Here is a 13,318-nt window from a genome sequence, read left to right as displayed (position 1 = left end):
TCGATGAAAACGGCGCCCGCGCACCGCGCGAAGCCCCGCCGCAATGTCGTGATTCGGACTACGCTGCCCCCCAGGTCACGCCGGGACGCTGCACATGCCAATCGCCAACGCGGCGAGTATATCCCGCACGGTCGAAGAACTCCAGAATCTGAATCGCGCGTTTGCGCCCCAGACCCGTCGCATCCCGAAATGTCCCCGCCTCCACCCGACCGTTCGCACTCGCAATCATGCCCGCCAACGTCTGCACGCACGCCTCGTCGTAAAACAGATCCTTGACGACCTGATGCACCCGCCCCTGCCGGGCCAGCTTGCGCAGCACCGCACGCACGCGATCCTCGGGCACGTTCAGTTCGCGCCCCATATCGCGCACCCACGGCGGATCGAAGCGCCCTTGCGCCACCTTCGGCAACAACGCCTCGGCCAGCGCACTCTCCTCGTCCGTCATCTCGACGCGGTGCGTCGGCAGATGCCACCACGCCCCCGTGCGCGCCAACGTGCCATCGCCGAGCAACGACTGCAAGATCACACGCCAACGTCCCGCCTCGAGCGCAGGCCACGCCATACGGCCCAGACGCGCGGCATCCAGCCCCGGATCGTCCGGCACCCTCGCGTGATAGTCGCCCAGCGACGTCACCACCCGCGCACGCATCGCCTCCCACGCCTGCGGTGCAAAGGCCAGCGAATCGCCATCGGCGCCCGACAACACCACGGTATCCTGCGGCCAGGTCCACGTCCCCACCGTGCAGTCGGCATCCCGCCTGCCCTCTGCCGCCGCCGGCACTCCCGTGAGCGCCACGACTTGTCGGCTCGTCAGGCCGAACGCGGACTGCGCGAGCAGCGCATCGAGCCCGTCGCCGTCGAGATACTGCGCCACGGCGTCCAACCACGCCAGTCGCGCCGGCGCCCGACGCTTGCGCTCCGGCGCCGCCGGATCGAGCACGCGCCCGCCGCCGACGGTTGCCGTCGCCTGCGGATTGCGCACGATAAAGCGGTCGCCCGGCATCGCGCACACCGGCGTATCGAACACCAGTTGCACGCGCATCGACCGACCGGGGGCGAGCGTATCGCCGCCCAGCAGCACCGTGCGCGCCTGCACGTGTGTCGTGCCCAAATGCACATGCAACGGAAACCATTGGGTGAGCGGCGCACTGCCTTCAAGCCAGTGCAGATCGACGTCCACATGCCGCGACGGCACAGACAGTCCCGGCGCGACGATCCAGTCGCCACGCCCCAACTGATCCCGTTCGATGCCCGCCAGATTCAACGCGCAACGCTCGCCCGCCCTGCCCGCCTCGACCGGACGGTTCTGCGCATGAATGCTGCGCACCCGCACCGGCAAACCTTGCGGCATCACCGTGAGCGTATCGCCCACACGTACCGTGCCCGCGAACGCCGTTCCGGTGACGACCGTGCCATGCCCCGCCAGCGTAAAGACCCGGTCGACGGCCAGCCGGAACAGCGCGTCGTCGCGTCGCGTCGCATTCCCCGACGCCTGCAACGCCTGCGCCGCACGCGTCAGATGCTCGCGTAACGCAGCCACGCCGGCATCGTCCGGCGTGGTCGCCGACACCGGGACGACATCGGCCTGCGCGAAGGGCGTGCCGGCGAGCCACTGCGAAATCTCCTGCGTGACGGCCGCCAGACGCGCCGCGTCCACGCGATCCGCCTTCGACAACGCGACCACGCCCCGCTTCACGCCAAGCATCGTCAGAATTGCGAGATGCTCGCGCGTCTGCGGCATGGTGCCGTCGTCCGCCGCGACCACCAGCAACGCGAAGTCGATGCCGACCGCCCCCGCCGCCATCGTGTGAATCAGCTTCTCGTGCCCCGGCACGTCGATGAAACCCAGCACCTCGCCATCGGGCAACGGCGTGTAGGCATATCCCAATTCGATGGAAATGCCACGCGCCTTTTCTTCCTTAAGACGATCGGTGTCGACGCCGGTCAGCGCGCGCACCAGACTCGTCTTGCCGTGGTCGATGTGACCCGCGGTGCCGACGATCATGGGCGAATCTCCGCGAATTGCAGCGACAGACGCGCTTCGTCCCCCGCCTCGAGACACCGCAGATCGAGCCATAGCGTCTGGTCCGCAATGCGTCCGATGACGGGATACGGCAAGCCGCGCAACGCGGCTTCGAGTGCTGCGAGCGCGCGGCCACCGCCGCGCTTGCCGCCACCGGCCGGCGCAATCGCCAGCCCGTAGCTCGGCAACTGCTCGACGGGCAACGCCCCGCTGCCGATCTGACTCACCATCGGTGCGGCCGTCACCGTATAAGCGTCGCCAAGCGATTTCGCGAGCACCGGCGCCAACCGCTCAGCCTGCGCCGACATCTCCGCGCGCGTGCGCGTGAGCAAACGCAGCGTGGTCAGCCGCTCGGTGAGATGGTCAGGATCCCGATACAGACGCAAGACCGGCTCCAGCGCCGCCAGCGTGAGCTTTCCCACGCGAAGCGCGCGTTTGAGGGGATGCTTCTTGATTTTGGCGATGAGATCCTTGCGGCCCACGATCATGCCCGCCTGCGGCCCGCCGAGCAGTTTGTCGCCGGAGAACGTGACGAGATCGGCGCCAGCGGCAATCGTCTCCTGCACGGTGGTCTCGTGCGGCAACCCCCAACGCTCCATCGGCACGAGCGTGCCGCTGCCGAGGTCCACCGCCACGGGCACGCCATGCGGTTTCGCGATCTCAACGACTTCCGAGACGTCGACGCTCTTGGTGAAGCCCGTCACTTCGTAATTACTGCAATGCACCTTCATGAGCAGCGCCGTCTTGTCGCCGATGGCATTGCGGTAGTCGGCGGCATGCGTGCGATTGGTCGTGCCGATCTCGACGAGCGTTGCCCCGGCATGCGTCATGATGTCGGGAATGCGGAATGCGCCGCCGATCTCGACCAGTTCTCCTCGCGAGACGACCACTTCACGACGCTTGGCGAGCGTCGCGAGCATCAGCAGCACAGCCGCCGCATTGTTGTTGACGACGGTCGCCGCCTCAGCGCCGGTCAGCTCGCACAGCAGCGGCGCAATGAGATCGTCGCGATCGCCGCGCCCGCCCGTGGCCAGATCGAATTCGAGGTTGGCCGGAGCGGTGAGCGCCTGCATGACCGACTCGATGGCCGCCTCGGGTAGCAGCGCGCGCCCGAGATTCGTGTGGAGCACCGTGCCGGTGAGATTGAAGACGGGACGCAGCGTCGCCTGGTTGCGCACGGTCAGCTCGTCGACGATACGCGCGCCGAACGCCGCCGGCGTCAGCAAGTCATGCGTGAGCGTGCCGGCAAGCGCCGCCGCGCGGCACGCGTCCAGATCGCGACGCAACGCCGCCGTCACCTGTGTGCGACCGAAGTCGGCCAGCGCCGCCTGAAACTCGGGCATTCCGAGCAACCGGTCGAGCGACGGCAAATCCGCCGCTACCGCTCGCGTGCCATCGTGTTGGGCCATCGGCATTCCCGTCATCCCCTCAGGCTTCCTCGGCGTTTTGCCAGAGCAACGGGTTCCCGTTGGCTCGCGCATAGCCGGCTTCGCCCATGAGCACATCGAGCGCGAGGCTGGCGAGGTCATCGGCGACCGGCTCCACGAACGGATCCTTGTCCTGATAGAAGATCTTGCGATAACCGTGACAGTCGTCGCACGACTCGGCGCGAATGGGCGACGATGCAACGCGTTTGGCCGCCTCGTCGAGCTTGGGACGCCCGTCGTCCCCTTTCAGGATGCCGCCGTCCGCCGCCGCGAGCGCAGCGCCCGACGCTGCGGCATCGCCCGCCGGGTCGACGACGTGATACGCAACGTGCTCGCTCGCTTCACAGTGCGTGCACTTCACGCGCACCATATGCCACTCGGTCGAGCACAGGCCGCAGCAAAGATAGCGATAGCCCTCGTGCGCGCCACCGATGCGAACGACGCTCGCCACCGGCAGCGTGCCGCACATGGGGCAGACGTTCGGGACATCGAGCATCGGCACGTCGCGCGCGTCGAACGTGCTCGCCACGCCTGTCCACAACACTTGCAGCGCCGCCATCAGGAACGGGGCGCTTGCCGCATCCACCCCCTTGCCGTGACCTGCGAGCAGCGCCTGCGCGCCCGCTTCGAGCGTCGCAGCATCCGCCGCGCGAACGCGCTCGATCACGCCCTTGACCGCCGCCGGCAGATCCGGTTGGGCGGCAACGGCGTCGAGCAGCGGCGTGAGCAACGGCTGCCAGCGGCCGGCATCGTAACCGCCGGTCGCGGGCACGAGCGGCATGCAATGCTGCTGAGCCTGTTCAATCGACTCGGCGGACGGGCGTTCCGGCGGGAAGTTGTCCAGCACGCGTTGCTGTGCGTCGACCAGTGCGGCCATCAGCCGCAGGTAGTCGCCGAGCGGATGCCCGTCGGCCAATTGGCGCAAACGCGCCGCGCGGGCAGAAAACACTTCGGCACGTTGCGGCATGCGCAGGCGGGGGATGGAGGTGCGATCGAGAGATTCGATCTGCCCGGGTTCGAGAATACGTTGCAAGGTGGCCGGCCTCGTAAGAGCGTCCGGCCACCAGCAAGGCCGGACTTATTTGTTGAGCTGCTTGTACCAGGCGCGATGGTGTTTCCACGCCCAGCCGCGGGTGACGGTGCCGCGCGTCATGGCGCGCACGGAACCCTTGATCCAGATCGCCGCGTAGATGTGCGTAATGATGCCGCAAATCAACACGAATGCACACACCGCGTGCACGTCGGACGCCAGACGAATCAACCAGATCGGGAAGTAGAACGCGAAGTAAGCGCGCCAGATCACGATGCCCGAGAGCAACAACCCGATCATGCACAGCACCATCACGTAGAAAAGCAGCTTCTGTCCGGCGTTGTAACGCCCGACTTCCGGCAGATTCTCTTCGCGATTGTCCAGCACGTCGCCGATCTTCTTCATCCACTCGGTATCGCGCGGCTCGAACTTGTTATAGCGGGCGAGCCGCAGCGCGAGCCAGACGAAAGCGACGAACATCACCAGACCGACGAACGGATGCAGAATCCGCGTCCACGGCCCGCCGCCGAACAGATTGGTGAGCCAGAACATCGACGGATGGAACAGCGCCAGCCCGGACAGCGCGAGCAGAATGAACGTGCCCGCGACAATCCAGTGGTTGATGCGCTCCGCCGCGTTGTAGCGCTCGATCAGATCGTCTTTCTTGTGTTCGCTGTGTTCTTGCGACATGGTCAGACCTCCTCGTGCGTGGCAACGCCCTTCGAGCCGTCGGGACCCCCATTGCCCTTGCGGGCGGCGTCGTACCGGCGGGCTTGCGCTTCATCCTCCTCGGTCGTCTCGTTCGGACCGGTCTTGATGTAGTGGAAGAAGCCGGCAATCGCCGTGAGCGCCATGGCGGCGACACCCAGCGGCTTGGCGATACCCTTCCAGAACGTCACCATCGGGCTGATGCGCGGATTGTCCGGCAGGCCGTGATACAGCGACGGCTTGTCGGCATGATGCAGCACGTACATCACGTGCGTGCCGCCCACGCCCGCCGGATCGTACAGCCCTGCGTTGTCGAAGCCCCGCGACTTCAGGTCTTCGATGCGCTCGGCCGCCTGATCCTTCATGGCGTCCTTGGTGCCGAACATGATCGCGCCGGTCGGGCACGTCTTCACGCAGGCCGGCTCCAGCCCCACGGACACGCGATCGGAGCACAGGGTGCACTTGTACGCCTTGTGATCCTTTTGCGAGATGCGCGGGATGTTGAACGGGCACCCGGTAATGCAGTATCCGCAGCCGATGCACGCTTCCTCGTGGAAGTCGACGATGCCGTTCGCGTACTGCACGATGGCCCCCGGCGACGGGCATGCCTTCAGACAGCCCGGATCCTCGCAATGCATGCAGCCATCCTTGCGGATGAGCCACTCGAGGTCGCCCTTCGGGTTTTCGTACTCGGTGAAACGCATGAGCGTCCACGAATCCGCCGTCAGGTCGGCCGGGTTGTCGTACACGCCGACGTTGGTGCCGACCTCGTCGCGCAGATCGTTCCACTCCATGCAGGCCGTCTGACACGCCTTGCACCCGATGCACTTCGAGACGTCGATGAGTTTGGCGACGTCGCCCGTGTGCGCCTCACGCACCGAGGGCGACGGCAAGGTCGTTGCCGAGCGCCGTTTGATATCCAGTGATTGCAATGCCATGGCGCCCCCTTATGCCTTCTCGACCTTCACCAGGAACGACTTGAATTCCGGTGTCTGCGAATTGCCGTCGCCCACGATCGGCGTGAGCGTGTTCGCGAGGAACCCGGGTTTGGTCAGTCCCTTGAAGCCCCAGTGAATCGGAATGCCCACGTGATGAACCGTCTTGCCGTCCACCTTGAGCGCCCGCAGACGCTTGGTGACGACCGCCTTGGCCTTGATGTAGCCGCGGTTGGACGACACCTTGACCGTGTCACCCGCGACGATCCCGATTTCCCTGGCCAGCGCTTCGCCGATTTCGACGAATTGCTCCGGCTGGATGATCGAGTTCAGCAACGCGTGCTTGGTCCAATAGTGGAAATGCTCGGTCAGACGGTAGGTCGTGGCCACATACGGGAACTTGTCCACCGTGCCCATCGTCGCCAGATCGTCCGGGAACACGCGCGCGCCCGGGTTGCTGGTGGCCTTCGGCTGCTTCGGATGCAGCGGGTTGTAACCCAGCGGCGTCTCGAACGGCTCGTAGTGCTCGGGGAACGGTCCCTCGGCCATGCCTGCCTTCGCGAAGAAGCGCGCGACGCCTTCGGGGTTCATGATGAACGGACTCATACCGCCGGCAGGATCTTCGTCGACCTTGAAGTCCGGCACGTCTGCGCCGCCCCAGGTCTTGCCGTTCCACCACACCAGCTTGTGCTTCGGATTGAACGGCTTGCCTGCGAGGTCGGCAGACGCACGGTTGTAAAGAATCCGGCGGTTCGCCGGCCACGCCCACGCCCAGTTCAGCGTCTGGCCGATGCCGGTCGGATCGCTGTTGTCGCGCCGCGCCATCTGGTTGCCCGCCTGGGTCCACGATCCCGCGAAGATCCAGCAGCCCGACGACGTGCTGCCGTCGTCCTTGAGCTCCGCGAAGCCGGACAACTGCTCGCCCGCGCGACGCACGACCTTGGTCGGATCCTTCGGATCGACAATGTCCTTGAGCGCGCGGCCGTTGTACTCCTTGGCGATTTCCTCGGGCGACGGGCTTTCGGGCTGAGCATACGGCCACGCGAGATTGACGATCGGATCCGGATACTTGCCGCCCTGCGTCTTGTACATCTCGCGAATGCGCAGAAACAGGCCCGACATGATTTCGATGTCGGTGCGCGCCTCGCCCGGCGGCTCGGCGCCCTTCCAGTGCCATTGCAGCCAGCGGCCCGAATTGACCAGCGCGCCGTCTTCTTCGGCGAAGCAGGTCGTCGGCAGGCGGAACACTTCCGTCTGGATCTTGCTGGAGTCGACGTTGTTGTGCTCGCCGAAGTTCTTCCAGAACTCGGAGGTCTCCGTCGCGAGCGGATCCATGATGACGAGGAACTTGAGCTTGGCAAGCGCCTGATCCCACTTGAACTTGGCCGGCGCCGCCGCGATCGGGTTGAAACCCTGCGCGATGTAGCCGGTCATCTTGCCCTGATTCATCAGCTCGAGCACTTGCAGCAGGTCGTACGGCTTGTCTAGCTTGGGCAGGTAGTCGTAGCCCCAGTTGTTCTCGGCGGTCGCCGCGTCGCCCCACCACGCCTTCATCAGGCTGACGTAGAACTTCGGATAGTTCTGCCAGTAGCTGAGCTGGTTCGGACGCAGCGGCTTTTGCGTGCGCGCCGTCAGATACTGCTCGACGGTCTGCTCGGCCTGCTTGGGCAACGACATGTAACCCGGCAGCAGATCGGTCATCAGGCCCAGATCGGTCAGACCCTGAATGTTCGAGTGGCCGCGCAACGCGTTCATGCCGCCGCCCGCCACGCCGATGTTGCCCAGCAGGAGCTGCACCATCGCGCCGGTACGGATCATCTGCGAGCCGATCGAGTGTTGCGTCCAGCCCAATGCATACATGATGGTCATGGTGCGCGTGGGGGTGGAACACTCGGCGATCTGCTTGTAGATGTACTCGACCTTGTCGGCCGGCGTACCGCACACGCGCTCGACCATGTCGATGGTGTAGCGCGAGTAATGCTGCTTCATCAACTGGAACACCGTGCGCGGGTGTTGCAGCGTCGGGTCGGTGATGACGTAACCGTCCTCGCCCTTCTGGTAATCCCAGGAGCTACGGTCGTACGTACGCTTCTCGGCGTTGTAACCCGAGTAGATGCCGTCCTCGAACTGGAACTCGTCCTTCACCAGGAACGTGAAGTCGGTGTAGTTCTTGACGTATTCGTGCTGGATCTTGTCGTTCGTGAGCAGGTAATTGATCAACCCGCCGAGGAAAACGATATCCGTGCCGGTGCGGATCGGGGCGTAATAATCCGCGACCGATGCCGAACGGTTAAAGCGCGGGTCGACGACGATCAGGCGCGCCTTGTTGTGCGCCTTCGCCTCGGTCACCCATTTGAAACCGCACGGGTGTGCCTCGGCAGCGTTGCCGCCCATGATGAGTACAAGATCCGCGTTCTTGATGTCGACCCAATGGTTCGTCATCGCGCCACGGCCAAACGTCGGGGCAAGACCTGCCACCGTCGGGCCGTGTCAGACACGTGCCTGGTTATCGAATCCCAGCATCCCGGTACTGCGGATGACTTTGTGCGTGATATACCCGACTTCGTTGCTCGATGCCGACGCGGCCAGCATGCCGGTGGTGAGCCAACGGTTGACCGTCTTGCCGTCGTCCGTCTTCTCGACGAAGTTGGCGTCGCGGTCGGCCTTCATCAGCTTGGCGATACGATCGAGCGCATCGTCCCAGGAAATCCGTTCCCACTTGTCGGAACCCGGCTTGCGGTACTCCGGATAGGTGAGGCGGTTCGGGCTGTGGATGAAGTCGATGAGGCTGGCGCCCTTCGGGCACAAGGTGCCGCGGTTGACCGGGTGGTCGGGGTCGCCTTCGATGTGGAAAACGCTCTTCTTCGCGTTTTTCGCACCGTCGCCGTAGCTATACATGAGAAGCCCGCAGGCCACGGAACAGTACGGACAGGTATTACGGGTTTCGGTCGCTCGCGCCAGCTTGAACTGACGGACTTCCGCCAGCGCCGCGTCGGGCGCAAACCCGAGCATTGCCAGGCTGGACCCGGCCAGCGTTGCGCCACTCACTTTGAGGAACTGGCGCCTGGACATATTAAGCATGGGGGAATTCTCCTCAAATTTTGAGAAACTTTGCGGGAGTGTGTTGAGTATAGAGCAAAGGAGTAATGATTTCCGTGACTTAGCACAAACCATGCCTTATGTTGCATTGCGCTTTGGTTGCAGCGGATTACATGGGAACTTCCTTGACATTTTGGTATTCTGAGCGTCAATTTGGTCACCGTCCCCGGTAATGGACACATTGCCCCCAGAAGATGACGTGACGAGCCTGATCGCATGTCCGAACTGCGACACCCTGCACCGTCGCACGGACCTGCCGCCGCACGAGACTGCCCGCTGCGTGCGCTGTCACTCGGTGCTTTACCGCTCTCCCGACCTGCGCCTGTCGCGCGTGCTGGCGCTCACCCTGACGTGCCTGATCGTGTTCGCCATTGCGAACGCGTTTCCCATCGTCGAGATCGAGGTGCAGGGCATCTTTACCGAGACCACGCTTGTGGGCGCCGCCTGGGCGCTGTATCGGGAAGGCATGTGGCTCGTCGCGCTGCTCGTGTTCGCCACGACCGTGGTGTTTCCCCTGTCGCAACTGCTCGCGCTGATACATCTGATCACGCCGCTCTCGTTGCGTCGACGGCCGTATGGCGTGTTCCATGTGATGCGCGCCATCGAGTTCTGCCGCCCTTGGGGAATGATCGAGGTCTTCATGCTCGGGGTACTGGTTTCGCTGGTCAAACTCTCGTCCATGGCGAGCGTGTTGCCCGGCGTCGCGCTCTGGGCGTTCGGCGCGCTGACCATGCTGCTCGCGACGGTGCTCTCGTACGATCTGCGCAATCTGTGGATCGTGATCGACCGCACGCCCGACCCGGAAGTGGAAGCCCTGAAGGCTGGGAAGGCAGCGAAGGCGGCAGCGACATCCACAACGAAAGCGACGCAGTCGCGCACGGTGACGCGATGAAATATCTCTCCGCCAAAGCGGCAGGACTCGTCGCGTGCCACGTGTGCGGACGCCTCGCACGAGAAGTCAAAACGCTTGAAAAGGAACGCTGCCCGCGCTGCGGCGCGGTGCTGCATCAACGCAAGGTCGACAGCCTCACGCGCACCTGGGCCTTGCTGATTGCGGCGGCGATCCTGTACATTCCCGCCAACGTGCTGCCCATGATGCAGACCCGTTCGCTGCTCGGGAACTCCAGCGACACGATCATGAGCGGCGTGATCTACTTCTGGACCAGCGGCGAGTACGACCTGGCGATCGTTGTGTTCACCGCGAGCATTCTTGTCCCGATGCTCAAGCTCATTGCGCTGTCGCTGCTGTGCATCACCGCGCAACGCGGCGCTCGCTGGAAACCGCATCAACGCACAAAGCTGTATCACATGGTCGAGTTCATTGGCCGCTGGTCGATGCTCGATGTCTTCGTCGTCGCGCTGATGGTAGCGCTCGTGAACATTCAGTCGCTGGCCGTGATTCAGGCCGGTCCCGGCATCGTGGCCTTCGGCGCCGTGGTCGTGCTCACGATGCTTGCCTCCATGCAGTTCGACCCTCGCCTGATCTGGGACCAGATCCGCGACGACGACACCGAACAGGACGATCATGACTGATCCGAAAGACCCGAACGACCTGAAAGACACACAAGATCCGCCACCGCCGAAAAGCGCACCGCCCGCCGGTGCCGACGACCTGCCGACACCGGCCATCGAGCCGCGCAAGCGCTGGGCGCCCTCGCTCGTCTGGCTGATTCCGCTGGTCGCCGCGCTGATCGGGTTGTCGCTCGTCGCCAAAGTGCTCATGGAGCGCGGGCCGACCGTGACCATCGACTTCAAGACCGCCGAAGGCCTCGAAGCGGGCAAGACCAAGGTCAAGTACAAGGAAGTCGACATCGGCACCGTCAAGAACATCGAACTGTCCGACGACCTCTCGCATGTGCGCGTGACGATCGACCTCACCAAGAACGCCAAGAACTTCGCCGTCAAGGACTCGCGTTGGTGGGTTGTGCGCCCGCGCGTAGCCGGCGGGAGCGTCTCCGGCCTGTCGACGCTGCTCTCCGGCGCCTATATCGGTGCGGACGCCGGTAAGTCCAAGGAAAGCGTGAGCCACTTCGTCGGGCTGGAAGTCCCGCCCGTCGTCTCCAGCGGCCAGCCCGGCAAGCCATTCGTGCTGCATGCCGCCGACATCGGCTCGCTCGATATCGGCTCCCCCATCTACTTCCGCCGCATTCAGGTCGGTCAGGTCGAAGCGTATTCGCTGGATCCCGACGGCAAGGGCGTCACCCTGCGCGTGTTCGTGCAAGCGCCTTACGACCAGTACGTAGGCACGAATACGCGCTTCTGGCACGCCAGCGGCATCGATCTGCGGCTCGATTCGAGCGGCTTCCAGGTCAATACGCAGTCGCTGGCGTCGGTCGTCATCGGCGGTATCGCCTTCCAGGCGCCGAGCGATTCGGGCGCAGGCGTGGTCGCCAAACCGGGGCAGGCGTTCCGTCTGGCGCCGGACGAGGCCACGGCCATGAAGGCCCCCGACACGCATCCGGTGCGCGTGGTGTTCCGCTTCCAGCAGTCGCTGCGCGGGCTGGTGGTGGGCGCGCCGGTCGATTTCCGCGGCATTACGCTGGGCGAGGTGACGTCGATCGGCGTGGAGTTCGATCAGGCGACCAAGCAGATCAATATGCCGGTGACGGTGGATGTCTACCCGGATCGCCTGCGTCGTCGCGATCCGAAAAACAGCGTGCCGCCGACCGAGCTGAACAGCCACAAGATTCTCGACGCCCTCGTGCAGCGCGGCCTGCGCGGCCAGTTGCGCACCGGCAACCTGCTGACCGGTCAGTTGTATGTGGCGCTCGACTTCTTCCCGAACGCGAAGCCCGCCAAGGCCGAGATGATCGACGACACGCTGTTCATGCCGACCGTGCCGAATACGCTCGATCAGTTGCAGCTTCAGATCGCGGACATCGCCAGCAAGCTCGACAAGATTCCGTTCGACAGCATCGGACAGAATCTCGACGCGTCGCTGCGCAAGCTCGACAAGACGCTGGAGAGTGCGCAAGGCCTGTTCCGTCAGCTCGACAGCGAAATCGCCCCCGAAGCGAAGGCCACGCTTGGCGAAGCGAAGAAGAGCTTCGGCGCCGCCGAGCGGACGTTGTCCGAAGACGCGCCCGTGCAGCAAGACGTGCGTCAGGCCATGCAGGAACTGACCAGGACGCTGCGCTCGCTCAACACCCTCGCCGACTACTTGCAGCAACACCCCGAAGCGCTGCTGCGCGGCAAACCGAAGGATCCGCAACCATGACGAGGCCGCCCGAGATGACCCGTAGCCAGTTTCCACGCGTTCGTCCGACGCCATCGTCGTCGCCGGCGGCACTCGCCGCGACGGCCGCCCTTGCGCTGGCGCTGGCCGGCTGCGCCTCGCCGGAGTCCACGTTCTACACCCTCGCCGATGCGACCGGCGGCACGCATGCCGGCGCCCAGGTGAGCACGGGAACGCGCGCGCCGGCAACACCTTACGCGATCGAAGTTTCACCGGTGGCGGTGCCCGAGCAGGTCGACCGGCCGCAGATCGTTGTCACCCGAGGCGGCGGACGCGTCGACATTCTTGAGGCGTCGCGCTGGTCCGCCCCGCTCAAGAACGAGCTGACGTCGACGATCTCACGCGACCTCACGCAGCGTCTGGGCGCGATGGATGTCTATGGCCTGCCGCGCGCCGACGGCCTGACCGTCTACCGCGTGTCGACGTCGGTGCAGCGCTTCGAATCCGTGCCGGGCGAGCACGCGGCGTTGACGGCGGTGTGGAGCGTTCGCAAAGTCCCGGGCGACCTCGTACTGACGTGCCGCTTCGCGGGCACCGAGCCCGCGTCCGGCGGGATCGGCGGCGTAGTCACGGCGCAGCGCACGCTCGTCGACCGGCTGGCGGACGGCATCGGCAACGCCATCGCCACCAGCGCGCAAGGCACGGCGACGCCCCGCTGCCCAGACTGACCCGCGACCGATACGCGACCGATCCGCGATCGAGCCGCAATCGAACCCGGCGCGACTCGGGCAGACGGGAAGCGCCAGGAAAACCCGACGCGCACCGCGTGGGTTAGCCCCTGCCTCCCTTCGCCTCCCTTCGCCTCCCTTCGCCTCCCTTCGCCTCCCTTCGCCTCCCTTCGCCTCCCTCCGCCCCCTTCGC

General features: G+C 64.9%; 10 protein-coding genes. 4 read left to right on the top strand and 6 right to left on the bottom strand.

The window, feature by feature from the left end; translation table 11 throughout:
- Positions 1-58: 58 nt before the first annotated feature.
- The 6 genes from selB to fdnG are packed head-to-tail and all read right to left on the bottom strand — an operon-like array spanning position 59 to position 9,204.
- Positions 59-2,005 carry a selenocysteine-specific translation elongation factor gene (gene selB, locus PAN31108_RS17875; protein WP_150670171.1) on the bottom strand — a complete coding sequence of 649 codons (1,947 nt, stop codon included), beginning with the start codon at positions 2,003-2,005 and terminating at the stop codon, positions 59-61.
- Positions 2,002-3,432: an L-seryl-tRNA(Sec) selenium transferase gene (gene selA, locus PAN31108_RS17870; protein ID WP_150670170.1), complete on the bottom strand. Its 1,431-nt coding sequence runs from the start codon at positions 3,430-3,432 to the stop codon at positions 2,002-2,004. Before selA ends, selB begins: the two co-directional genes overlap by 4 nt.
- Positions 3,433-3,451: 19 nt before the next feature.
- On the bottom strand, positions 3,452-4,474 hold the full coding sequence (gene fdhE, locus PAN31108_RS17865; protein WP_281350110.1) for a formate dehydrogenase accessory protein FdhE: 1,023 nt from the start codon (positions 4,472-4,474) through the stop codon (positions 3,452-3,454).
- Positions 4,475-4,528: 54 nt separating this feature from the next.
- Positions 4,529-5,170 (bottom strand): formate dehydrogenase subunit gamma, encoded by a 642-nt coding sequence (locus tag PAN31108_RS17860; protein ID WP_150670168.1) that lies wholly within the window; start codon positions 5,168-5,170, stop codon positions 4,529-4,531.
- A gap of 2 nt (positions 5,171-5,172) precedes the next feature.
- Positions 5,173-6,126, bottom strand: a complete 954-nt coding sequence (gene fdxH / locus PAN31108_RS17855) for a formate dehydrogenase subunit beta (RefSeq protein WP_150670167.1) — start codon at positions 6,124-6,126, stop codon at positions 5,173-5,175.
- Positions 6,127-6,135: 9 nt separating this feature from the next.
- Positions 6,136-9,204 carry a formate dehydrogenase-N subunit alpha gene (gene fdnG / locus PAN31108_RS17850; RefSeq protein ID WP_150670166.1) on the bottom strand — a complete coding sequence of 1,023 codons (3,069 nt, stop codon included), beginning with the start codon at positions 9,202-9,204 and terminating at the stop codon, positions 6,136-6,138.
- Between the two features lie 217 nt (positions 9,205-9,421).
- Between fdnG and PAN31108_RS17845 the strand changes: the two genes are divergently transcribed.
- The 4 genes from PAN31108_RS17845 to PAN31108_RS17830 are packed head-to-tail and all read left to right on the top strand — an operon-like array spanning position 9,422 to position 13,125.
- Complete coding sequence (locus PAN31108_RS17845; RefSeq protein ID WP_246184025.1) at positions 9,422-10,114, top strand: paraquat-inducible protein A; 693 nt, start codon at positions 9,422-9,424, stop codon at positions 10,112-10,114.
- Positions 10,111-10,755: a paraquat-inducible protein A gene (locus PAN31108_RS17840; RefSeq protein ID WP_150670165.1), complete on the top strand. Its 645-nt coding sequence runs from the start codon at positions 10,111-10,113 to the stop codon at positions 10,753-10,755. The genes PAN31108_RS17845 and PAN31108_RS17840 overlap by 4 nt, the downstream gene beginning before the upstream one ends.
- Complete coding sequence (locus PAN31108_RS17835) at positions 10,748-12,439, top strand: PqiB family protein (protein WP_150670164.1); 1,692 nt, start codon at positions 10,748-10,750, stop codon at positions 12,437-12,439. Before PAN31108_RS17840 ends, PAN31108_RS17835 begins: the two co-directional genes overlap by 8 nt.
- Complete coding sequence (locus PAN31108_RS17830) at positions 12,436-13,125, top strand: PqiC family protein (protein WP_150670163.1); 690 nt, start codon at positions 12,436-12,438, stop codon at positions 13,123-13,125. The genes PAN31108_RS17835 and PAN31108_RS17830 overlap by 4 nt, the downstream gene beginning before the upstream one ends.
- The last annotated feature ends 193 nt before the right edge of the window (positions 13,126-13,318 follow it).

Source organism: Pandoraea anhela, assembly GCF_902459655.1.
Lineage (GTDB): Bacteria > Pseudomonadota > Gammaproteobacteria > Burkholderiales > Burkholderiaceae > Pandoraea > Pandoraea anhela.
Note: the sequence above shows the minus strand (reverse complement) of the source record. Positions and strands in the feature narration are given on the sequence as shown.

What these genes read in the sequence shown, in the direction of transcription:
- selB (WP_150670171.1), bottom strand. Translation starts at nt 2,005, where the DNA reads ATGATCGTCGGCACCGCGGGTCACATCGACCACGGCAAGACGAGTCTG.
- selA (WP_150670170.1), bottom strand. Translation starts at nt 3,432, where the DNA reads ATGGCCCAACACGATGGCACGCGAGCGGTAGCGGCGGATTTGCCGTCG.
- PAN31108_RS17860 (WP_150670168.1), bottom strand. Translation starts at nt 5,170, where the DNA reads ATGTCGCAAGAACACAGCGAACACAAGAAAGACGATCTGATCGAGCGC.
- fdxH (WP_150670167.1), bottom strand. Translation starts at nt 6,126, where the DNA reads ATGGCATTGCAATCACTGGATATCAAACGGCGCTCGGCAACGACCTTG.
- PAN31108_RS17840 (WP_150670165.1), top strand. Translation starts at nt 10,111, where the DNA reads ATGAAATATCTCTCCGCCAAAGCGGCAGGACTCGTCGCGTGCCACGTG.
- PAN31108_RS17835 (WP_150670164.1), top strand. Translation starts at nt 10,748, where the DNA reads ATGACTGATCCGAAAGACCCGAACGACCTGAAAGACACACAAGATCCG.
- PAN31108_RS17830 (WP_150670163.1), top strand. Translation starts at nt 12,436, where the DNA reads ATGACGAGGCCGCCCGAGATGACCCGTAGCCAGTTTCCACGCGTTCGT.